At 40.0% G+C, this 22,574-nt stretch carries 23 protein-coding genes; 16 read left to right on the forward strand and 7 right to left on the reverse strand.

Annotated elements, in window-relative coordinates; all coding sequences use genetic code 11:
• The first annotated feature begins 115 nt into the window (after positions 1 to 115).
• From AC4GME_RS08795 to AC4GME_RS08810, 4 genes are all read left to right on the forward strand, one after another.
• A complete protein-coding gene (locus AC4GME_RS08795) occupies positions 116 to 766 on the forward strand; it encodes a hypothetical protein (RefSeq protein ID WP_490378028.1) in 651 nt (216 codons plus the stop codon).
• Positions 767 to 865: 99 nt separating this feature from the next.
• The gene (locus AC4GME_RS08800; protein WP_490378027.1) at positions 866 to 1,549 is read left to right on the forward strand and encodes a DUF4336 domain-containing protein; all 684 of its coding nucleotides are present in this window, start codon (positions 866 to 868) and stop codon (positions 1,547 to 1,549) included.
• Positions 1,550 to 1,750: 201 nt separating this feature from the next.
• Positions 1,751 to 2,218 (forward strand): Sbal_3080 family lipoprotein, encoded by a 468-nt coding sequence (locus tag AC4GME_RS08805; protein WP_490378026.1) that lies wholly within the window; start codon positions 1,751 to 1,753, stop codon positions 2,216 to 2,218.
• 55 nt (positions 2,219 to 2,273) lie between these two features.
• On the forward strand, positions 2,274 to 3,254 hold the full coding sequence (locus tag AC4GME_RS08810; protein ID WP_490378025.1) for a 5'-nucleotidase: 981 nt from the start codon (positions 2,274 to 2,276) through the stop codon (positions 3,252 to 3,254).
• Between the two features lie 1,111 nt (positions 3,255 to 4,365).
• On the opposite strand, the gene asnA is transcribed toward AC4GME_RS08810, so the two are convergent.
• The gene (gene asnA / locus AC4GME_RS08815) at positions 4,366 to 5,367 is read right to left on the reverse strand and encodes an aspartate--ammonia ligase (RefSeq protein ID WP_490379249.1); all 1,002 of its coding nucleotides are present in this window, start codon (positions 5,365 to 5,367) and stop codon (positions 4,366 to 4,368) included.
• Positions 5,368 to 5,541: 174 nt separating this feature from the next.
• Between asnA and asnC the strand changes: the two genes are divergently transcribed.
• A complete protein-coding gene (gene asnC, locus AC4GME_RS08820) occupies positions 5,542 to 6,003 on the forward strand; it encodes a transcriptional regulator AsnC (RefSeq protein WP_490378023.1) in 462 nt (153 codons plus the stop codon).
• Between the two features lie 82 nt (positions 6,004 to 6,085).
• Here the strand turns inward: asnC and AC4GME_RS08825 are convergent, their stop codons facing one another.
• Positions 6,086 to 6,595 (reverse strand): TFIIB-type zinc ribbon-containing protein, encoded by a 510-nt coding sequence (locus AC4GME_RS08825; protein ID WP_490378022.1) that lies wholly within the window; start codon positions 6,593 to 6,595, stop codon positions 6,086 to 6,088.
• A 484-nt stretch (positions 6,596 to 7,079) separates the two neighbouring features.
• Between AC4GME_RS08825 and AC4GME_RS08830 the strand changes: the two genes are divergently transcribed.
• From AC4GME_RS08830 to AC4GME_RS08850, 5 genes are all read left to right on the forward strand, one after another.
• Positions 7,080 to 7,427 (forward strand): Imm51 family immunity protein, encoded by a 348-nt coding sequence (locus AC4GME_RS08830; RefSeq protein WP_490377321.1) that lies wholly within the window; start codon positions 7,080 to 7,082, stop codon positions 7,425 to 7,427.
• Between the two features lie 837 nt (positions 7,428 to 8,264).
• Positions 8,265 to 9,368: a tRNA 2-thiouridine(34) synthase MnmA gene (mnmA, locus tag AC4GME_RS08835; protein WP_490377320.1), complete on the forward strand. Its 1,104-nt coding sequence runs from the start codon at positions 8,265 to 8,267 to the stop codon at positions 9,366 to 9,368.
• A gap of 31 nt (positions 9,369 to 9,399) precedes the next feature.
• Complete coding sequence (gene hflD, locus AC4GME_RS08840; RefSeq protein WP_490377319.1) at positions 9,400 to 10,029, forward strand: high frequency lysogenization protein HflD; 630 nt, start codon at positions 9,400 to 9,402, stop codon at positions 10,027 to 10,029.
• Between the two features lie 50 nt (positions 10,030 to 10,079).
• A complete protein-coding gene (purB, locus tag AC4GME_RS08845) occupies positions 10,080 to 11,453 on the forward strand; it encodes an adenylosuccinate lyase (protein WP_490379250.1) in 1,374 nt (457 codons plus the stop codon).
• A 94-nt stretch (positions 11,454 to 11,547) separates the two neighbouring features.
• Entirely contained in the window at positions 11,548 to 12,675 is a 1,128-nt protein-coding gene (locus tag AC4GME_RS08850; protein ID WP_490379251.1) for a ribosomal protein uL16 3-hydroxylase, read from the forward strand.
• A 46-nt stretch (positions 12,676 to 12,721) separates the two neighbouring features.
• Here the strand turns inward: AC4GME_RS08850 and AC4GME_RS08855 are convergent, their stop codons facing one another.
• Entirely contained in the window at positions 12,722 to 13,324 is a 603-nt protein-coding gene (locus AC4GME_RS08855) for a LysE family translocator (RefSeq protein WP_490377316.1), read from the reverse strand.
• Positions 13,325 to 13,654: 330 nt separating this feature from the next.
• Here AC4GME_RS08855 and AC4GME_RS08860 point away from each other — a divergent pair, with 330 nt between their 5' ends.
• The 6 genes from AC4GME_RS08860 to AC4GME_RS08885 all read left to right on the forward strand — a co-directional run bounded on the left by AC4GME_RS08860 (position 13,655) and on the right by AC4GME_RS08885 (position 17,823).
• A complete protein-coding gene (locus AC4GME_RS08860) occupies positions 13,655 to 15,091 on the forward strand; it encodes a hypothetical protein (protein WP_490377315.1) in 1,437 nt (478 codons plus the stop codon).
• Between the two features lie 151 nt (positions 15,092 to 15,242).
• Positions 15,243 to 15,554 (forward strand): hypothetical protein, encoded by a 312-nt coding sequence (locus AC4GME_RS08865; RefSeq protein WP_490377314.1) that lies wholly within the window; start codon positions 15,243 to 15,245, stop codon positions 15,552 to 15,554.
• Between the two features lie 81 nt (positions 15,555 to 15,635).
• The gene (locus AC4GME_RS08870) at positions 15,636 to 15,854 is read left to right on the forward strand and encodes a hypothetical protein (protein ID WP_490377313.1); all 219 of its coding nucleotides are present in this window, start codon (positions 15,636 to 15,638) and stop codon (positions 15,852 to 15,854) included.
• Between the two features lie 6 nt (positions 15,855 to 15,860).
• Entirely contained in the window at positions 15,861 to 16,661 is an 801-nt protein-coding gene (locus tag AC4GME_RS08875; RefSeq protein WP_490379256.1) for a HAMP domain-containing protein, read from the forward strand.
• 47 nt (positions 16,662 to 16,708) lie between these two features.
• Positions 16,709 to 17,146, forward strand: a complete 438-nt coding sequence (locus AC4GME_RS08880) for an ATP-binding protein (protein WP_490377312.1) — start codon at positions 16,709 to 16,711, stop codon at positions 17,144 to 17,146.
• On the forward strand, positions 17,146 to 17,823 hold the full coding sequence (locus tag AC4GME_RS08885; protein WP_490377311.1) for a response regulator: 678 nt from the start codon (positions 17,146 to 17,148) through the stop codon (positions 17,821 to 17,823). The genes AC4GME_RS08880 and AC4GME_RS08885 overlap by 1 nt, the downstream gene beginning before the upstream one ends.
• 55 nt (positions 17,824 to 17,878) lie before the next feature.
• On the opposite strand, the gene AC4GME_RS08890 is transcribed toward AC4GME_RS08885, so the two are convergent.
• From AC4GME_RS08890 to htpG, 4 genes are all read right to left on the reverse strand, one after another.
• Positions 17,879 to 18,406: an NlpC/P60 family protein gene (locus AC4GME_RS08890; RefSeq protein ID WP_490379252.1), complete on the reverse strand. Its 528-nt coding sequence runs from the start codon at positions 18,404 to 18,406 to the stop codon at positions 17,879 to 17,881.
• A 35-nt stretch (positions 18,407 to 18,441) separates the two neighbouring features.
• Entirely contained in the window at positions 18,442 to 19,407 is a 966-nt protein-coding gene (hemH, locus tag AC4GME_RS08895) for a ferrochelatase (RefSeq protein ID WP_490379253.1), read from the reverse strand.
• A gap of 73 nt (positions 19,408 to 19,480) precedes the next feature.
• A complete protein-coding gene (adk, locus tag AC4GME_RS08900; protein ID WP_490379254.1) occupies positions 19,481 to 20,125 on the reverse strand; it encodes an adenylate kinase in 645 nt (214 codons plus the stop codon).
• Between the two features lie 138 nt (positions 20,126 to 20,263).
• Complete coding sequence (htpG, locus tag AC4GME_RS08905) at positions 20,264 to 22,168, reverse strand: molecular chaperone HtpG (protein WP_490379255.1); 1,905 nt, start codon at positions 22,166 to 22,168, stop codon at positions 20,264 to 20,266.
• Positions 22,169 to 22,574 lie beyond the last annotated feature (406 nt).

A 22,574-nucleotide genomic window follows, 5' to 3' on the forward strand; every position in this document is an offset into this window, starting at 1 on the left:
GAATTTAACTTGTAAATTAAATGGTTAGTTACGATTTGAAAAATGGGATAGGTGTCACGACTTTTAGTACATAGTGAGACCTATAAAGCTGTTATACAAAATTAAGGAAAATTCAGTGGATGTTACAAATGCTGTAGGGAACAGTATCACCACAAATCTTGGTGATCTTGAAATTATTAAATTTTTGGGAAAGGGAAAGTCTGGATATTCATACTTAGCTCAAAACTCAGAACATCAATACGTAGTCAAACTCATGCACTATGAACCATGTGCCTATTACTCATTTGGTGATGCAAATAAAGTAGAGCTTGAAGTTTCCGCGTATAAAAACTTGGAAAATTCTGGAATTCAAATCCCTAAGCTTCTTGATGTAAACGTTGAAAATAATTATCTCATCAAAGAATATATTGATGGCAATCTTGTTACAGAATTAATAATTGAAGACTCTCTTCCTGATTTATGTATTGAACAAGTTTGTGGTATGTCAAAGGCTCTTAAATCGCTAGGTTTGAATATAGATTATTTCCCCGATAATTTTGTATTGAGCAATGGCATCCTTTATTACGTTGATTATGAGCATAATCCATATGATGAAAAGTGGGATTTGACCAACTGGGGTTTGTACTATTGGGCAAATACAAAGGGTATGAAAGCTTACAAACAAACGAAAGATCCAACTCAAATCAACGAATGCGCTAATTCTGGTGTACCAATAAAACAGCCATTCGCAGACATAGTAAATTCTTGGGTCAGAATTTATTGTTAAGGTGTATAGGCTTGGTGAGCTAATTTAATATAACAAGGAAAAAACAACTGCCCCCAATTATGGAGCAACTTGTAGCACGCACATAAGGAGCTTATCTGTATGCTTGAAGAATTTGGACCTTCTCTCTATGTAGCCGAGGGGCCGACCGTATCGTTTTACGGCTTTCCATATCCCACCCGTATGGTAGTGGTGCGCCTTTCTGACGGTGACGTTTGGTTATGGTCACCAATCGCCCTGACCGACGAGCTGGCAAGCTCGGTTGAGGCTATCGGACCCGTGCGCCACATCGTATCGCCGAACAAAATACATCATCTATTCTTGGAAGAGTGGGCTGAGCGATGGCCTGGTGCGCGCCTGTATGCACCGCCTGGTCTTGCCCGTAAGAAGCCGGAAGTTCACTTTAATGCTGAGCTTCGCGATGAACCAGAACCGGCTTGGCTAGCGGACATCGATCAAGTGATTTTTCGTGGTTCATTGGCAATGGAAGAAGTTGTGTTCTTCCATCGAGCGTCTCGTACCGCGATCATTTGCGACCTCATCCAACGACATGAGCAAGAAAAAATGTCAGGCTGGAAAGGTAAGCTTATGCAGTTAGATGGCTTGGTTGGTGCGCAAGGAAGTACTCCTCGGGAGTGGAGAGCTAGCTTTCTTTGTCGCGGCCCCGCCCGTGCTGCTCGTCAGAAAGTGCTTGACTGGAGTCCCGTCCGGCTACTAATTGCACACGGCGAATGCGAACAAGCCGGGGCAACAGAGATTATTAGGAAGTCGCTGAGCTGGATCTAAAATGTTTGTCTCGTACCGTTAGCGGGTGGTCCTAGTGTATTCCGATAACATAGACAACCGTCATTTTCGGCACGTGCAATATGTTGCTACATAACCAGCGAATGCAGTGGACACTACAAGCGCCACTGATTCGGACGTTATGTTTACTTCGTAATCTGTTACATATATAGATTACGAAAATATTTTATTATTGAGGTCAATATGAAAAAAATAATAATATCTATTTTTGCTGTTTTACTACTCTCTGGCTGTGCTGGACCTAAGTTTGTTGCTAATCCAATAAATGAAGTTAATAGAACAACTGAAATCACAGTTGTTCAAGATAATGCTACTCGTGAAGTTTTCTTAGATACGATTGAATCGTGGTGTTTAGATAATAGTTATGAGTGTAATGTCGTACCTGATAGATCTAAGCACGTTCCAGAAGAGCTCACTATCAACTATGTATCAAAGTGGAGTTGGGATTTAAGCACCTTCATTGCTGATGCAAAAGTTAAGGCGTATAAAAATAAAACGTTAGTTGGGGAGGTTGAATTTAAGGCACCCAACTCCTTAAATACTGCAAAATATGGCGATGATGAAAAAAGAATTGAGGCAATGATGCAGTTATTATTTGGTTCTATGACTGAAGCAGATGCAAATAAGAAACTATCATCTAGAGAATTTTAATTACATTTTGGCAAACATAACAAGGCAATAGTTAGGAATTTTTCTGGAGGTTAAATTGGCTACAACGTTTGAAAAAACACTGGTAATTGGCATATCAGCAACAGCATTATTTGATTTATCTGATTCAGATAAATTGTTTCAAAAAGAGTTTGCTAAAAACCCACATAAAGGAATGGAAACTTATAAACAACATATGTTGGAAAATGAAGATCTTCCTTTAGACGAGGGTATAGGATTTCCGTTAGTACGTGCACTTTTAAGTTTAAATTCATACCAAAAAGAAGATGAGTCTCCATTAGTTGAAGTTGTGGTTATGTCTCGAAATAGTCCTGAAACAGGAATCAGAGTATTAAATGCTATAAGGAGCCACAATTTAAACATAACTCGTTCTGCATTCACCGCAGGCGAGTCTAGCGCAGACTACCTAGAAGCTTTTGAAGTAGACCTATTTCTAACTACAAATGAAAGCGATGCTCAAAAAGTTATAGATAGTGGTTCCTGTTCCTCTGCTGTGCTTTCAATACCACCTACATATAAATGCGATATACCAGATGGGCAAGTAAGGATTGCTTTTGATGGTGATGCTGTAATTTTTGATGAAACAAGTGAACTTGTATATAAAAAATCTGGTATGGAAGCTTTCCATGAGCATGAAAATATATCTCAAGACATCCCTATGAATGAAGGACCTTTTGCCAAATTTCTTATCAAACTTGCAAAGTTGCAGGTAAGACTCCCAATGAGCATTGAATTATCTCCAGTCCGTATTGCCATTGTTACTGCGAGAAATAGTCCGTCAGAAATGCGAGTTATTAAAACTCTGAGAAGCTGGGGGGTTTATGTTGATGAGGCTTTCTTCTTAGGTGGTGTTGAGAAAAGTAATATATTGAAAGCATTTAAAGCTCATATCTTTTTCGACGATCAAGATGTTCACTTAAAGCATTCATCTTTGGTTGTTCCATGCGGAAAAGTTTTATATAAAACTAACTCTCCTTTGAATAAATTAAAGAAAGAAAAAGAGACTAAGTCGAATTAATCAATTGAAGAGAAAACTAACGAAGCAATTAAATCGGGGGAATATCACTAAAAAAAGCTGTGGAGTCGCATCCTGCCCTTTGCCTATATAAACCAACCGTTTCGGCTAGCGTATTGCTTTCCGTTTACGTTTTTCTTGGCTGAGAAATAACTTTAGCAAAGGAAATCATGGCGAGAATTGAACGCCAGTTCAGGCTCATGAGCGGGCTAAGCTCTGCGTACTGAGATCTTCAAGCAAAAAGGTAATTGAATAAACAGGAGAATAATAAACTGGGCAGTCCATTGGTGAACTGAGTATTTGTAAAGAAAAGTGTTGGGGTATTAGTGAGCGAGGCTCAAGGAGGTTATTTGTTGAAAAGCTTCAAGCTGCCATAAAAAAAGCGGAGAGGTTTACTCTTTATAGAGTATAAAAAGTCCCTTCCGCTGCTATATTAATTTTTGAAGTTCGGTTTTCTCTAACCAGTCCAACTTCCATTATTTTCTAAAGAAACGAAGATTAAACTTACGTTTGTTGCTCTTGTTCTTGTTCTTGCTAGTCGTGCTAGTCGTGCTGTTGCTATATGCTAAAAAGTTTTGACCTGTGTAAAAAGATTGCATATCCATAATAATTTCCTCTTATAATTTTTAGTTAGTGTCCCTAGTGGACGGAATAAATGTAACCTAGATCACACTTTTACGCAAACAAAAACTGAAAGAAAGTTACAAATAACCACAACTAACCACACTAAAAAGAATCGAAAACAGCCAAAATGTGACGCCAAGCATTTAATTTTGTACTTTTATTACACAATAAGCCATTTTCAGCTATCGACCTCTAACAACAGACGGATATACTTTTACTTTCCAATATTCTCCATCAATATACCTTCTTTGCACTGTAAACTGTGTTTCCTTTGCTCAGCATCACATCAGATGTTAACTAATCGATTCTGGGCAAAACCACCGGCAAATAAAATTAAACCAGCAACTAGCAAGCAAAAGCCTGCAAACAGGGAGATTATCCAGATATATTGTTTTAGGATTAAAGCTGGAGAGGAATAACGGTGAGGCTTTATAGGCAAGGCCAATTGTCGGTTTAAATATCAGACAATTGGCGTGGAGTTATTTAACGCTTAAAGAATTGCTGCAACCTTTTGTTTCAGACAATCTGACCAGACACCAACCTGTACCTGACCGATATGCTGCTTTTGTAATAACAACATAGCTAATCTTGACTGACCGATACCGCCACCAATAGTCTGTGGCAATTTAGACTCTAATAACATCTTGTGCCAGTCTAACTCTAATCTATCAAGATCACCGGTGATTTTAAGCTGCTTTTGCAAGGCTTCAGGACTAACACGTATGCCCATAGAAGATATTTCAAATACATCTTCTAAAATCGGGTTCCATACTAAAATATCACCGTTTAATCCGGCGTATTTATCACAGGTTGCACTTGACCAGTCATCGTAATCCGGTGCACGTACATCATGAATTTCACCATCAGATAACAGACCGCCGATACCGATTAAAAATACCGCGCCGAACTCTTTAACAGCGGCTCTTTCGCGCTCTTTAGATGACAGTTCAGGATGCTGTTCCAGCAGCTGTTGAGAGTGGATAAAAGTAATCGTTTCCGGTAAAAACGGCTTTAGAGCATACAACTTATCCAGTTGAGATTCAGTTTCTTTAATTGCGCTATACAGCGTGCTGACCGTTTCTTTTAGGAAATCTAAACAACGCTCTGAGCTTTCACAAATCACTCTCTCCCAATCCCATTGATCAACATAAACAGAATGAATCGGGCTTAACTCCTCTTCATCAGGGCGCAGTGCTTTCATATGCGTATAAATACCTTCACCAGCACTGAAACCATGCTCAGCTAATGTTTTACGTTTCCATTTAGCTAATGAGTGCACCACTTCGTAATCCTGCTCCTGCTCAGGTAGTGACTTTACTTTAACCGAAACTGCTTTTTCATGACCGCTTAGATTGTCTTGAATGCCATCACCCACTTTCGCTAAAATTGGTGCTTGTACTTCAATCAGCCCTAATTTTTGTTCCAGTTGAGATGAAAAAATCTGCTTGGCTTTACTGATTTGCTGTTGGCTTTGAATGTATTGGCTAGTCATAATTTTATTTCTCTATAAATAATTTTAAGCGGTAATTTGGTTAACAAGTTGATAGATATAATTACCTAATTAGACACAAAGCTCAACATCCACCAACAAAAATAGCTTTACACAAAAAGAATCATCAATAGAATGAACAATTAACTGATAAATCAATAATTACAGGTAGGGAATATGACGGTAAATTATGAGATCGATAATTTAGATAAAGAGATACTTAATGCATTATCTGAAAATGCACGTATTCCCTACGCGGAATTGGCTAAAAACTGTGCGGTGAGTGCCGGTACAATTCATGTCCGAATAGAAAAGATGAAACAGGCGGGAATTATTGAAGGAACAAAAGTATCTATTAATGCGAAAGCGCTTGGTTATGATGTCTGCTGTTTTATTGGTATTAATCTGAAAAACGCTAAAGATTACCCGGATACCATTAAAAGATTAGAAGCACTTGAAGAAGTGGTTGAGGCTTATTACACCACGGGTAACTACAGTATTTTTATTAAGCTGATGACGCGCTCAATCGATCATCTGCAGATGACTCTGATTAATAAAGTGCAGGCGATTGAAGCGATTCAATCGACCGAAACCTTAATATCATTACAAAACCCCATTAAACGGGATGTATTGCCTTAAAATTGGGGTATAAAGCAGTAAATTAACTGCTTAGGTTTTGCAGTTACGGGAAAAGCTTAACACCTTCTCTCCGACTTTTATTTTAATAAATACAGTTAAATAAAAACAGATGCAGCTGATTGGCTTTATCAAGACGTACATCTTCTTGTACTTCTTCATCAAGTGCATTTTTATACTCTTGATAAGCAGAGCTATTTAGCAACTGCGCTTCAAACTTTTTACTCGCACTTTGTCTATCAGTAGAAACTAAAATTAAATTTCTAAGCTTTTCCAACTCGCCAAAGTCAAACCAAATACCTTCACAACTAGGACATCTATCAACTTCAATTTCATTACCGGAGCCATAAAAGTTTCTGCTCATAATAACGCCAGTACATTTTGGACAATCAATATGCTTACTTAAATCCAATGCAGGCGGGGTAAACTGCTTAAGGTGATGAACTAACAATCCTCCGCGTATTTTTGTTTTCTGATCGAACTTTTCTACTTCATGACTATCAAAAAACACACCACCGCACTCTTCTGAAATATCAACTGTAATACCACCCACTTTAACGGGTTTTAAATCAGCGCCAGTTCTTGGACATTTCATATGACTTCCTTTTTCAAAATTAAACCGCTTATATTTTGATTATGCCATTTATAAACTAAGCGGTACAACAGAGCAGCTGACATTTTATTGATCTAACTGTAACAGTATTTAATCAGGTGCTTTAAAAACAGCTGAGAAAACAGATTTTTCACACTTTATTTAAATAAATAGCATTACAAATGAGCACTTTTAATTAATCAGTTGCTCTCCAAACTGCATTAGCGCGAGGGGCGGCGGGAAAGGTATGAAAGCCATCTAACTAGTGTAGTTTTTAATGAAATGCTCGGCTCCCGGTCTTTTTAGATATTCAGTCTTTGCCTTCACAAATATGAGCAAATCACCCGTTTAATCACGCCAACTTTACTTTTTAAATTCAAAAACTTGATGTAAGCATCATTAAAAAGATGACGGCTGGGTAGGATGAACAGCAATCCGCAATCCTTGTAAAAACATCAGTTTAATTCATTTACTCCAGAGAGACATTATGAAACAGATAAACGTTTACCAACCTTTCTTGATTTCAAGTTTCCAAAGAAGCCATACCCTTACTTTAAGTGATATGAAATGGGCCGCATTTGAGCAGCATGACTTTTTGGGTGATGGAGAAGACTGGGCCCTGCTGATAGAAAACCTGCTGACGGAAAAAAATCCGGAGCTGCTGTCAAAACTCACCTTTGGCGATGAGACTATGATGTTTTGTATCCGCAGTGAAGATAAAGATGCATTGCACGAAATTGCAGAAATGGTTTTTGCATTTTACGAAGATGAGACTTTATTAGATGCGCATATTGCACAATATGCCCAGTATGAATTTGAACCTAATATTGCTTAAACGGCTTACACCTGTCATTGTCGAATTGTTTCAGCCTCGTTCCCGCAGAGAACACGGGAACGAGGAATTCAAAAAAGAGAGCTGCCGGCTCTCTAGTTAGCTGGCAAGGGAATTGCCTATAAATCACAACTTGATATGAGCACCGACCTGCAGAGCGCTAACACAGTTGAAATATTAATAACACCCAGACAGAACTGTTTATGGTCAGCCCTAACTGAAAATCGGTTACGCCGGCGGCATTAGCGCTTCGTGATATGCTGCGCGCAAAAATTGCTCAAACTTTAAATACTGATTTATTTAAGTGAATATGCAGTTCCATAATCAAAGCGCAATAGCACTGCCGCACACTCCTACTTACCGCGTTTTGAGAGCCGATACCCTATGGTGTTTCCCCCACCAGCGTTTTTAAACGCCAGCTGAAATTAGCCTGATCTTTAAAACCTCCCTGCAGCGCAATATCCTGAATAGACCAGTGCAGAAACTATAACGACTGCTTGGCCTGTTCAATACGCAACTCCTATAAATAGTGCGAGGGTATTCAGACAGCTGTTTTGGGCGCTTTGCTGCTGCAGTTACGCTGCATTAGGTGCTGTTTTTAATGCTTTAGGAGGAGCTGGTAAAAGCCCGGTTAACCATTGTGCGTATGTTTAAAAAATTCTGCTTAATTAATTTAAGCGAAGCAAAAACAGTCTGAACTGCTTTAGCCTCTCTTATGTTAAGGGGCTTATTTTTAGCATTCCTGCTGTAAAAAAACACCTGTTACCCTGCTCACATAATTAGTTCATTTGCGTTGAATTTCTGTTAAAATCACGCTCCAAATTAGTAGGAGATTTATTTATGACAGACAATAGCCAAATTAAAGTGATCGTCGGAATGTCCGGCGGTGTTGATTCATCCGTATCTGCGTATTTATTACAGCAACAGGGGTACCAGGTTGAAGGGCTATTTATGAAAAACTGGGAAGAGGACGATACTGACCAGTATTGTGCCGCAGCCCAAGACCTTCAAGATGCGCAGGCAGTCTGTGATAAATTAGGCATCCACCTACACACTATCAATTTTGCAGCTGAATACTGGGATAATGTATTTGAGCATTTTCTTGCGGAATACAAAGCTGGCCGTACCCCTAATCCTGATATCATGTGTAACAAAGAGATTAAATTCAAAGCATTTTTAGAATTTGCAGCTGAAGATCTTGGTGCCGATTATATTGCTACAGGTCATTACGTGCGTCGCCGTGAAACTGATGGCCATGTGCAGCTGTTACGTGGACTCGATAATAATAAAGACCAAAGCTACTTCCTGTATGCGGTTGGTGAAAAACAAATAGCTAAAACCCTGTTCCCTGTTGGTGAATTAGAAAAACCAGAAGTACGCCGTATTGCCGAAGAGCAGGATTTAATTACTCATAATAAAAAAGACAGCACTGGCATCTGCTTTATTGGTGAGCGTAAATTTACCGATTTTTTACAAGAGTACTTACCGGCACAACCGGGTGATATTGTCACTCCAACAGGAGAAGTGATTGGCCAACATCAAGGGCTGATGTATCACACACTTGGTCAACGTAAAGGTTTAGGTATCGGTGGATTACAGAATTCAAATGAAAATCCCTGGTACGTAGTTGGCAAAGATATGAAAAATAATCGTTTATTAGTCGCACAAGGTGCGGATCACCCTGCGCTATTTTCTTACGGTCTAATTGCTAAACAGTGTGACTGGGTAGATCGCCGCGTTAAAAGTGAAAGCTTTAAATGCACAGTGAAAACCCGTTATCGCCAACAAGATATAGCTTGTACCGTGACACCTATTGATGACGATACCTTAAAAGTGATTTTCGATGAACCGCAAGCAGCCGTCACACCGGGGCAATCTGCGGTATTTTATCAAAATGAAATCTGCTTAGGCGGTGCAATTATCGAGCAGCATTTACAAAAATAGCGCTATTAAAAATAACAAACAGAGAGCCCTTATGTCATTTCATAATTTACCATCTCGTAGTCTCGCCTTTGCAGCTATGTGCCAGGCTGCCTACTTAGTTGACAAAATCGCGACGAAAGGTTTGTGTCCAGATGCCGTCGCATTTGATGCATCACTGCGCTCCATTATGCGCACCGAGAGTGATTCGCCATTAGATATTTTTGGTGGTTATGAATCACTGGAAGTGGGTTTTAAAAGCATGCTGGAACAACTCGACAATGCCAGTAAAACACGCAATATGCAGGTCACTAAATACGTAATTGGCATGATTGCCCTTGAGAAAAAACTAAGCGCTAACGGTGCAAGCTTAAATCTGCTTGCTGAGCGTCTCAATCAAGTACAACGCCAGCTTGCCCATTTTGAAATTGATGACAGCAGCGTATTAAGCAATTTAAACTCGATTTATAAAGACCTAATCAGTAACTTAGGTCCAAAAATTCAAGTTAATGGTAATCCGTCTTGCTTGCAACAAGAGCAGACTCAGCATAAAATCCGCGCACTGTTATTAGCTGGTGTTCGTGCGGCTGTTTTATGGCGCCAAATTGGCGGCAAACGCCGTCAACTTGTGTTTTCGCGTAAAGCGATGATTCATCAGACCAAACAAAATTTACACCGCGTTTAACAGATATAATTATTCGATTTAAACAACCTACTTTTATTTAGGAGCAACAAATGGAACTTTCAGGACTAACAGCTGTATCACCAGTTGACGGCCGTTACGGTAGCAAAACAGCAATTTTACGCGATATTTTCAGTGAGTTTGGTTTAATCAAATTCCGCGTACAAGTTGAAGTTCGCTGGTTACAAAAACTAGCGCAAACTGACGGTATTGCAGAAGTTCCTGCTTTCTCTGATGCGGCTAACGCACATCTTGATGCAATTGTTGCTAACTTCAGCGAAGCTGATGCACAACGTGTTAAAGATATTGAAGCAACAACTAACCATGATGTAAAAGCTGTTGAGTACTTCTTAAAAGAAAAAGTAGCAGATGTTGCTGAATTGAATGCGGTTTCTGAATTTATTCACTTCGCATGTACTTCTGAAGATATCAATAACCTGTCTCACGCATTAATGCTGGGCACAGCAAAAACTGAGGTTATTCTTCCTTACTGCAATAAAATCGTTGATGCTATTAAAGCAAAAGCTCAAGAATACAAAGCGATGCCGATGATGTCTCGTACACACGGTCAGCCGGCTTCACCAACAACACTTGGTAAAGAGATGGCTAACGTGGCAGTACGTTTACAACGTCAAGTTAAACAGATCGAAGCAACTGAAGTGTTAGGTAAAACTAACGGCGCAGTAGGTAACTACAACGCTCACCTTAGTGCTTACCCTGAACTTGACTGGCAGGGTTTTGCAGAAGAGTTTGTAACTAGCCTTGGTGTTACATTTAATGCTTACACTACGCAAATCGAACCGCATGATTACATCGCTGAGCTGTTTGATGCGATTGCACGTTTCAATACTATTCTTTTAGATTTTGACCGTGACGTTTGGGGTTATATCTGCCTTGGTCACTTCAAACAAAAGACTATCGCTGGTGAAATCGGCTCTTCAACTATGCCGCATAAAGTTAACCCGATTGATTTTGAAAACTCGGAAGGTAACTTAGGTTTAGCCAATGCTATCTTTGATCACCTGGCTGCGAAACTGCCTGTGTCTCGCTGGCAGCGTGATTTAACAGATTCAACTGTATTACGTAACCTTGGTGTTGCTATCGGTTATTCTGTTATCGCTTATGAATCAAGCCTTAAAGGTATCAGCAAGTTAGAAGCAAACGAAAAAAACATGCTCAAAGACTTAGATTCAAACTGGGAAGTATTGGCTGAGCCAATCCAAACAGTTATGCGCCGTTACGGCATCGAAAAACCATACGAAAAACTAAAAGAGCTAACACGTGGTAAACGTGTAGACGGCCCGGGTATGGCACAGTTTATCGATACACTTGCACTAACTGATGCAGTAAAAGCGGAACTTAAAGCGATGACGCCGGCTAACTACATAGGTCAGGCAATCGAGCTAGTAGAAAAACTAGTCGACTAAGCTCGCATATAATGAGTTTATTTAAGGCAACCCTCGGGTTGCCTTTTTTGTATGCTCTATAATGTTTCTATTACTTTTTTTTCGCGAGGTTTTTATGTTCGAACTCAATTTAGATATCAGCCATTTTCTCGATAGCTGCTGGCAGAAAAAACCAACAGTTATTAAACAAGGATTTATCGACTTTGAAGATCCAATTTTGCCTGATGAAATTGCCGGATTGGCAATGGAAGAGGAGATTGAAAGCCGCCTTGTTTATAAAACCGATAACAAATGGAAAGCAGAATCGGGTCCGTTTGCAAGCTTTGAAAAACTGGAAAATGATGGCGCGAGCTTACTTATTCAAGCGGTTGATCACTGGCATGAAGAGGCACAAACATTAGTGCGCCCTTTCCGTTTTTTACCGAACTGGCGTATTGATGATCTGATGATCAGTTATTCAACACCTAAAGGTGGTGTTGGCCCGCATATTGATAATTACGATGTATTTATTATTCAAGGTTTAGGCAAACGTCACTGGCGTGTAGGTGATAAAGTGGCGATGCGTGAATTTGCAGCGCACGGTGCGCTTAAGCATTGTGAAGCCTTTGATGCGATTATTGATGTAATCCTTGAACCCGGTGATATCTTGTATATCCCCTGCGGTTTCCCACATGAAGGTTATGCGGTTGAGCCGTCAATGAATTACAGCGTTGGTTTCCGCGCTCCGGATCAAAATGATCTGTTAAGCAGTTTTGCAGATTACTGCCTCGACAGTAATGAAGTGCCTGAACGATACCTGGATCGTGCGATGCAGCTGCGTGAGAAACCGGGGCAAATTGAAGCACAAGAATTGAATGAATTGCACCGCATAATGCTGGCCAAATGCCAGACACCCGATGCCCTTATTCCTTGGTTCGGGGAAATGATCAGTGAAGCAAAACATGACTTGGATATTGCTGAACTTGAACAACCGCACAGCACTAAGGAGATACTTAACTTCTTTGAAGAAGGTGCGCAATTTACCCGTTTAGGCGGATTACGAGCCGTATATTTTCAACAATTACCCGCTTTACTGTTTATCAATGGCGAGCAGTTTAGCTGTGAAGGTTTTACTGAATTAGGTCATCACCTTTGTGATCAGGATGAAGTGGGCAGTGAATTACTTGAACTGCTAAACGAAGATAACAGCGCGTTAAACCTGTTTACACAGCTTGTAAATCTCGGTTACTGGTACGCAATCTAAAGGAAACAATAGAACGGCTAACTGCTGTTAGCCGTTCTTTATGTTATTAAGCAAGAAACAACTGATATCCACCTAAAGAGCATGAAATCCCCCCCACCAGCGACATAAATACCCCCGGTAAATAATACAAAACAGTACGGCATTTATCATAGGATAAAAGCTTTTGTGCTACCCGTGCATAAATCAACATAATGGCCATATCAATCACCGCCCATAGCCCTAAGAAAATAACCGATTGTTGCAGAAACGATTCAGTTGCAATAATAAATGACGGTAAAAATGCTAAGAAGAATAAAATATCTTTAGGGTTGGATAATCCGACTTTCATGGTTCGCCAAAAACAGTGATTATGATGAGATTTAATTTTATCGAGATATGCTTTACTGGTTAATATCGACACACCCAGATAGATAAGATACAAACCGCCAACCACTCGTCCCCACTCTAAAATATTTTCATCAATAGCCAAGGCAAGACTTAATAACATTAAAGAAATCGATAATAACAACAATGCTGATATCGCGCCGCCGTAAATAGTGCCTGTCGGCCAACCATGTTTTGAATCAGAAATGATTAAAGCAATAACAGGACCGGGTGAAGATATTAATAAAGCGATGGAAACAGCGTAAGTAAGATAAACAGAAAACACCAATTATTCCTAGAAATATGAGTTGAACAAAAATATACAGTTTATCACTACCTTATAGACAGGTTAAGCAATCACTCGCCGTGACAGCCAGTATTTAGCTTTCCAATAGATATTTTCTAAGGATGAAATCAACTTACTTTTGCTCGCTGATGCGTACAAAAACACACAATTTTCACACAATTTTCACACAATTAGCAAAAATGAAAAATACACTTTAAAATCAACGTGTTAATTAATTTTTGATTCTTCATTTTTATACCACACTGCCTTCATATACTTACTCTAAGTCAAAAGTTAAGTTTTACCCGGCAAATACACAGGAGTGTTATTATGAAATATAGAATATTGATATTTATCCAGGCTGCTTTAATATCCAGCCTTTTCGGATGCGGCTCAACTAGTACTTCAGACTCTGAAGTCACTGACAGCACCGAGCCTACAACCATAGAGCCACCAGCTTCCGGCGCTGCAACCGTCGAATCACCAGCCTCCGGTGCGACAACCGTCGAGCCGCCAGCCTCAGGCGCTTTTACTATGCAGCAGACCCTCTCTGACGGCGCGCAACGCACTACGCTCGCCTTTGCGGGGTTAGGTATGATAACCGGCAATCTGGGGGCGCAATCATTTTTTCCTCCCGGTAAAGTAGCCGACTACTGGGGCTTTCAGTATCTGCGTGATAATGATCCGGACGGCATGGGCCACAATACAAGTTTCTTAACCAGGATCGCCGCCAATGTTCTTTATATTCTGGACGATGCGCAGTTAGAAGTACTGACAGATCTCGCTGGCAGTCAGGTCAGTCAGATCAATGAATACGCCTACAAACGCTACCCAATGATGCAGGCTTTTCGCAGGCTGCTCGATACAGACTTACCCTTTGGCACTTCAGCTCTGAGCCAGACTGAAATTAAACAGGTTTCCAAAGAGCTCTACCAGCTAGACGGCCAAATCAGTTATGATCGCGCAGTCGTTTTCGCAGAATTATATAGAAGCATGAGCGCCAGCCAGTTAAGCTATCTTGATGATATGAAAGGTGTCGGCTGGGAATCATGGCCGGAGATCGACGAATCCCAGTTCAAGGATAGAATTAAAGGACTCTCTCATGACGAGTCGGTAGCTGTAATGACCTACGCAGGAGATCTGTTTAGCTGGTATGCAGGCTCTCTTGAAGCGGACAGCTATTTTTGTCCCGAGCGTCAAGGTACATATTACGGTTCTTTTTACATTAAAGATGCGCCCGCTATCGGCGTTGAAGGTTACAACATTAATGAACAGTTAACCGCAACGGCAGGCCGCGCTCTAAGTGACAGCACAGAAGGTTACGTTTCTTCGGATCAGGCGGCGCTAGTCTCCAGCCTGGTTGATACCCAGCGCAGCAACCTGTATTCCGGCAGTTCAAACATAGTGCAAGCCAGAACCGATATTTCTACCGCCCTTCGCAGCCTCATCACAGAAGCTGAGCTTTCAGAAGCCTTCAAGGACGCAGTACTGGCTGAGGTACTGGAAAAATCAGGGAGTTATGGTGAGCTGGATGGAGAAAATAATTTCCACTACGCCACTGTCTTTGCAGAGCTCTATCACTCTTTAACAAGCGGGCAGATGGAACAATTAACGACGCTGAGACAAGAGATCATGTCGGGTACCTATGACGACGGAACGCCTTTTGATTTTTCTATATCCACAACACTGTTTCTTTACTCCGCAGAGATTAGCGACAGCTCAATTATTGACAGCTACCTTTCAGACAGCGACGCTCTGTTTGAATAATAGTTGTACAAACCGGCTGGCAGCATCTGCATCTATTGAACAATTCTCAGTTTGATAGATGCAGGCACCGCTGATATCGACAGCACTTATACCATTTTAATTAATATAACGGCTCATACGGGTCACACGAATAATCACCAGGAGTATTAAAATGAAGCAATTTATTATCCTTTTCAGCATAGCTGCCGCCTCACTTATGCTGATAATAACCCCGGCGCAGGCGCAAGAATCAGTTAACAATAATTCTGAACAGGTAACTCAGGATCAGACTGCTAATAAACCAGAGGAGAAAATGCGCCAGGGAGGCAAACCGCCGCAAACGGCAATAGATGCCTGCGTCGATCAAACGGCGCAAACAAAATGCAGCTTTCAGGGGCCTAAAGAACTAGAATTTGGTGTATGTGAAGATACCCCCGACAAGAAATATTTTGCCTGTAAACCCGATCGGAATAACATTAAATGATATTGAACTGAAAATGATATAATCAGCGCTATGATTAATAATCACAGCGCTGATTAATTTCACATTAACAGGGGATGCTTTTTGAAACTGCAGCATAAATTCTTTTTGGCATTCTTTGTCACTAATCTTGGCATAGTTGTACTGCTGCTGGCGGCAATCAGTCTGAGTTTATCCTCTAACTTTAATCATTTTGTCAATGAAGCAGAATATCAACATATTAAAGACTCAATCATGCAGTTAAGCGCTTCATACCAGATCAGCAATAGCTGGCAGCCGATCATTAACAACGTACAGATTTGACGTGATATTGTCGACCCCGGACAAGCGCGCCCCCCTTCACCAGTCGCCCCTAAAAATGATCGGCCAGGCAGATCTTTTCAGGAGCAGGATAATCGTAGGCATGACCGCCCGCAGCAAAATAAGGCGACTCAAAAAGAGAGACCGCCAAAGCGAGAAGCTGCCCGAGAAAAACGGGATAACCCCGCTAATTTTCTCAAAACGGGTCAGCGAATGAGTTTATATGACAGCAGTAAAAAAGTTATTGTCGGCCGGAAAGAGCTCAATCAGCATAAACGGATTGAACCAATAAGCGTCGCCGGAAAAACAGTAGGCTGGATAGGATTAGCTCCTTCAAATGCCATTAAAGACAGCCCTGCCGGTGAATTTTTGAAACAGCAGTATAAAACATATTTCCTGATTGCCGGCTGCGTAATATTAATCTCTATTTTTATGGCCGTTATACTGACAAAACATCTGGCTGCCCCGATAAAACAGCTCATTAACAGTACAGGCAAACTTCGAAGCGGCGACTACAGCAGCAGAATAGATAAAAGCTCAAAAGATGAAATAGGTACTCTATCGGATAATTTTAACGACTTAGCCAATACACTTGAAAAAAATCAGCACAACCGTCGTCAGTGGATGTCTGATACCTCCCATGAATTAAGAACGCCACTAACTGTGATAAAATCGCAACTGATCGCCATTCAGGACGGCATCCTCACAGCCAGCGGATCTAAGCTGACGATGTTAATTGAAGAGGTTGATAAACTTAACCGCATTGTTGATGATCTCTATCAGCTGTCAAGTTCCGATGTCGGCGGGTAACTTACAAAAAACGAAAAGTCGATCCGATAAAGTTATTAAATCATACCTTGGATAATTTTCAGTCTAAGTTTACCCAACAGGCACTCACACTGTCACGAAGTTCAGAAACCAATACTAAATGCTACCTTTTTGCGGATAAAGATCGGCTGCTGCAGCTTTTCTCCAATTTAATTGAAAACTCATGCCGATACACTAATCAGGGCGGTAAGATTAACATTGTTACTTATTTAGATGATTCGCAACTACAAATACAGATACAGGACTCAGCGCCCGGCGTACCGCAACAAGCTCAAGCAAAAATTTTTGAGCGTTTCTATCGCGTAGAACAATCACGAAGTCGAATCCATGGCGGCTCCGGACTCGGACTCGCTTTGTGTTCGCAGATCGTTGCAGCTCATCAGGGATCAATCACAGCGCAGGATTCACCGTTAGGCGGGTTAAGCATAATCATTACCCTGCCGGTTAATGTAGGAGAAGATCAATAATGATTAAATATCATATTCTTATTGTTGAAGATGAACCGGCAATTGCCGAAGTATTATGTGCATACTGTATTGCAGCCGGCTTTACCATTAAACATTTAGATAGTGGTCAAGGTGTCACCGACTATATCAAAAATAATAATGTTGATTTAGTGCTATTGGATTTAATGCTCCCCGATATTGACGGTGTCACCCTTTGCAAAGAGACCCGCCTGTTTTCACAAGTACCAATTATTATGGTCACTGCGAAAAATGAAGAGATTGACCGCTTAATAGGGTTAGAGATCGGTGCTGATGATTATATCTGTAAACCTTTTAGTCCAAGAGAAGTGATAGCAAGAATAAAAGTGATATTACGCAGAGCGGGCAGCTTAACTAATAAAATTATCAGACAATCAGGTTTTGAACTTAATAAAGAAAAATTCAGCGTAACGCTGCATAATCAAACACTCGATCTCACTCCCATCGAATTTAAGATACTCGAGCGTTTTTTAGCACATATCTGCAGAGTGTTTAGCCGCCAGGAAATTATGGATTCGGTTTATAACGACTTTGAAGAGGTAAGTGATCGCAATATTGATACTCATATAAAAAATATCCGCAAAAAAATAAGTGCAGTTTCGCCAACCCTGAATCCGATAGTTTCTGTTTATGGGGTGGGATATAAAATGGAATGCTAATAGTGCAGCTTGAGCTTATGCTATGTTTGTACACCGCGCACTCAATAAGGCAGGTTTAATCAATAATACGCCGTGACTGCCAGTATTTAGCTTTCCAATAGATATTATCTAAGGATGAAATCATCACACCTTTGCTCGTTGATGCGTGCAGGAACTGATTATCACCGATATAAATGCCTACATGACGCACCTTCCAACTGGTTTTAAAAAAGATCAGATCAGCAACTTTAAGTTTATTTTTATAAACGGGGTAACCTGTTTCGGCTTGAGTTTTTGTGCCTCGAGGAAGCTTGATATTAAAACTGTTTTTATAGATTACTTGTACGAATGCAGAGCAATCAATACCTTTTTTATTATTGCCGCCCAAACGATACGGAGTGCCCTTCCAGTGGTGATATTCATTGCGTAATAAGGTAAAAAGTAAGTCGTCCTCACTCATAGGTTTATTATATTGATGCTGGTTAGGCGATTTATCAGATAAGTTTTGGGAAACAGCATTGCCCGGAGTTGACTGAGTATTTGAACAGGCACTGACAAAGATCAGTATAAACAGGAGAAAATAATCAGCTTTAAATTTTAACAAGCTAAAACACCTCTTTCTAACTGCTAATCTCGGGTTTAATGATCACCTATCGCTAACTCTCGCAATAGGGATATATGCTCATCAGAGTCATTTAAACATGCTATATAATTGTATCTTTCACCACCACTATCCAGGAAACGTTTACTGTTTTCAATGGCTAATTCTTCTAATGTTTCTAAACAATCACAAGCAAATGCCGGGCTAATAATATCTAGCGATTTTGTTCCTAATTTGGCCAGTTCAGGTAAAAAATCATCAAGATAAGGTTTTAACCATTCTTCTCTTCCAACACGAGACTGGTAACACAACTTATATTGTTTTTCGCTTAGACCAAGGGCTGCAACAACCAATTGCACAGTACGCTCACAGTGCGCTTGGTAAACGTCACCCAATGTTACATAACGCTTAGGAATGCCATGAAATGAAAAGACCAATAATTGAGATTGTCCTTTTTCCTGCCAGCTTTTTTTAATCGAATTGACCAGGGCTTTAATATAAAGCGGATGATCATGGTAATCATGGATAAAGTTAATCGCAGGAAAATTAAATTGCTGTTTAATTGTTTCACTCAATTGGTCAAAAACAGCGGCGGTTGTTGATACTGAATATTGAGGATATAAAGGTAATACAGTTAAATCCGTAATCCCTTGCTCCTGAAACCTGCGCATTTGTGAGGCAATAGAGGGTTCACCATAAGTCATCGCATAATTAACGCTTATATTCTCTGAATCAAGACTGACAGCTAGCTTTTTGGTTTGTTGCTCGGTATAAAAACGCAGTGGAGAACCATTTTCAAACCATATCTTTTGATATAGCTTTGCGACCCGGCCTGAACGAAAGGGCAGAATAATTAAATAAAGAATGGGCAACCAGATAATACGAGTTACATCAACCACTCGCTTATCAGATAAAAAGTCACGCAAAAACGCTCTAACACTTTGTTTAGTTGGCTTTTCTGGTGTACCCAAATTAACCAATAATACAGCTCGTTTTTTTTCCATTGTTTACTCTATCTTTTTCAAGCTATAAAAAAGGGGCTAAAAGCCCCAAATGTTTATATATTAACAGCTTGAATTAACCAAGAATTACAGCTAATTCAGCACTGATAACATCAACTGCTTTTGTACCGTCAAACTTATGGTGTGCGCCATTACCTTGCGCTGCTTCATTTTGGTAGTAAGCAACAAGCGGCTCAGTTTGAGCATGGTAAATATCTAAACGTTTACGAACAGTTGCTTCTTCATCATCTGGACGAATTGCCAGATCATCACCCGTTACGTCATCTTTTCCTTCCACTTTAGGTGGATTGTAAACGATGTGGTAAGTACGGCCTGAACCAGAATGAACGCGACGACCAGCCATACGCTTAACGATCTCTTCATCCGGCACGTCAAATTCAAGTACGAAATCAACAATTACGCCAGCTTCTTTCATCGCATCAGCTTGTGGAATAGTACGTGGGAAACCATCAAGTAGGAAACCTTTGGCACAATCTTCCTGAGCAATACGCTCTTTCACTAAACCAATAATTAATTCATCAGAAACAAGTTGTCCTGCATCCATTAACTCTTTTGCTTTTAAACCAAGCTCTGTACCTGCTTTTGCTGCTGCACGTAACATGTCACCCGTAGAGATTTGCGGGATACCATATTTGTCCATCATAAATTGAGCTTGTGTGCCTTTACCAGCACCTGGAGCACCTAATAAGATAATGCGCATTGTTGCATCCTTTGTTAATTAAGAAGTTGATTAATAAATTGAGGTGGAAATTTACACTCTTATCTCTTGTTTCTCAAGGCTAGAGAATAAAAAAGGCCGACATAAGCCGGCCTTCAATAAGATATTTTAAGTATCAAACTAGCCAAGTAGTAATTTATTGATACGTCCGACAAACTCAGACGGATCATCTAAACTACCTTTTTCAGATAGAATAGCTTGTTCCAGTAATAACTCAGACCATTGTGCAAACAGATCTTCATCAGCCATATCAGCTAACTTAGCAACCATTACATGTTCAGGGTTAAGCTCAAAGATTGGTTTGCTTTCAGGTACTGGTTGGCCCATTTGCGCCATCAGTTTAGCCATTTGCGTGCTCATATCATCGTTATCTGCAACAATACAAGAAGGTGTAGAAGTTAAACGTTGCGTTAAACGAACATCTTTAACTTTATCACCTAATACTTCTTTCACACGTTCGATAAAGCTGGCAAATTCAGTTTCTTGCTTCTCTTGTTCTTTTTTATCTTCTTCACTATCAAGCTTACCTAAATCAAGATCACCTTGAGTAACAGAAGTGAAAACTTTACCATCGTATTCTGGTAAGTGGCTTAGTAACCACTCATCTACACGATCAGAAAGCAGTAATACTTCAATACCTTTCTTACGTAGAACTTCTAAGTGAGGGCTGTTTTTAGCTGCATTAAAGCTGTCTGCTGTGATGTAGTAGATCTTATCTTGACCTTCAATCATACGACTGATGTATGCATCTAAAGAAACTGTTTGCTCAATTGAATCTGTTTCAGTTGAAGAGAAACGGAACAGTTTCCCGATTTTCTCTTTGTTCGCAGCATCTTCAGCTGGACCTTCTTTTAGTACTTGGCCAAATTCTTTCCAGAACTGGTTGTACTCTTCATCATTTTTCTTAGCAAATTTAGTCAGCATTGCAAGTACACGTTTCGAACATGCACTGCGTAATTTAGCTGTTACACGCGTATCCTGCAGGATTTCGCGAGAAACGTTTAATGGTAGATCATTTGAATCAAGCACACCTTTTACGAAACGTAGGTAAGTAGGCATGAATTGTTCTGCATCATCCATAATAAATACACGTTGTACGTAAAGTTTTAGACCATGCGCTTTTTCACGGTTCCAAAGATCAAACGGTGCACGTTTAGGAATATATAAAAGACTTGTGTACTCTTGCTCACCTTCAACTTTGTTGTGGCTCCAAGTTAACGGGTTTTCAAAGTCATTAGCGATATGCTTGTAAAACTCTTGGTATTCTTCATCGTTAAGTTCGTTTTTAGAACAGCTCCAAAGTGCCGTTGCTTTATTGATCGCTTCCCACTCAGCAGGAGTGCCAGGAACTTTTTCACCATCAGGGCCTTCAGACTCAGCCACTGCTTCTTTAAACATCTCGACAGGAATACTGATATGATCTGAATATTTAGAAACAACTGAGCGCAGTTTGTAATCATTTAAGAATTCAGACTCATCTTCACGTAGATGCAAGATGATTTCAGTACCACGATCCGCTTTTTCAATATCGGCAACCGTGTAATCAGCTTCACCTGACGATTCCCAAGATGTACCTTGAGAAGCCTCTTCACCAGCTTTACGGGTATTTACCGTAACTTTATCGGCAACGATAAATGCAGAGTAAAAACCAACACCAAACTGACCAATTAACTGTGAATCTTTAGCCTGATCGCCTGAAAGTTGTTCGAAGAAATCGCTTGTACCTGATTTTGCAATTGTGCCCAGATGCTCGATCACTTCGTCACGCGTCATACCAATACCATTATCGCTAATGGTGATGGTTTTAAGTTCTTCATCAAAACTTAAACGAACACGTAGATCTGCGTCATTTTCAAAAAGAGAACCATCAGAAAGAGCTTTAAAACGTAATTTATCTGCGGCATCGGCAGCATTAGAAACTAGCTCACGTAAGAAAATCTCTTTATTTGAATATAAAGAGTGGATCATTAATTTAAGAAGTTTACCGGTATCGGCACTAAAAGTATGATTTTGTTGATGTTCCATAATATATATTTCTCTTTGGATTAGCCTAAACAAGACTTTGGTTTAAACGATGATAATAGAATGGGGCTGTTAAATAGGTTTTCAAGGTGACGTAATAAATAATTTTAATTTTACAGACTATTTTCACAAAAAATAGGCAGCAGCAAATGTAGTAAATGCTTATTTGTAATTTAATTGACGAAAGAAAATAACATACCAATGTTAATAAGTTGTTAAATATCTAAAATACCAATATTAAGCTAAGGTCTAAACTTGTACGGTGGCCTAATGCTTAATTACTTACATTAAGCGACGCATGGAGTATTATAATGAAATTCCCAAACACACTACTTTCATTGCTTATAGCAGCCACACTGACAGACATGCAGTTATTATTATGAATAGTGCTAGCTGGCATCAAAAACAT

This window comes from Psychromonas sp., assembly GCF_983033635.1.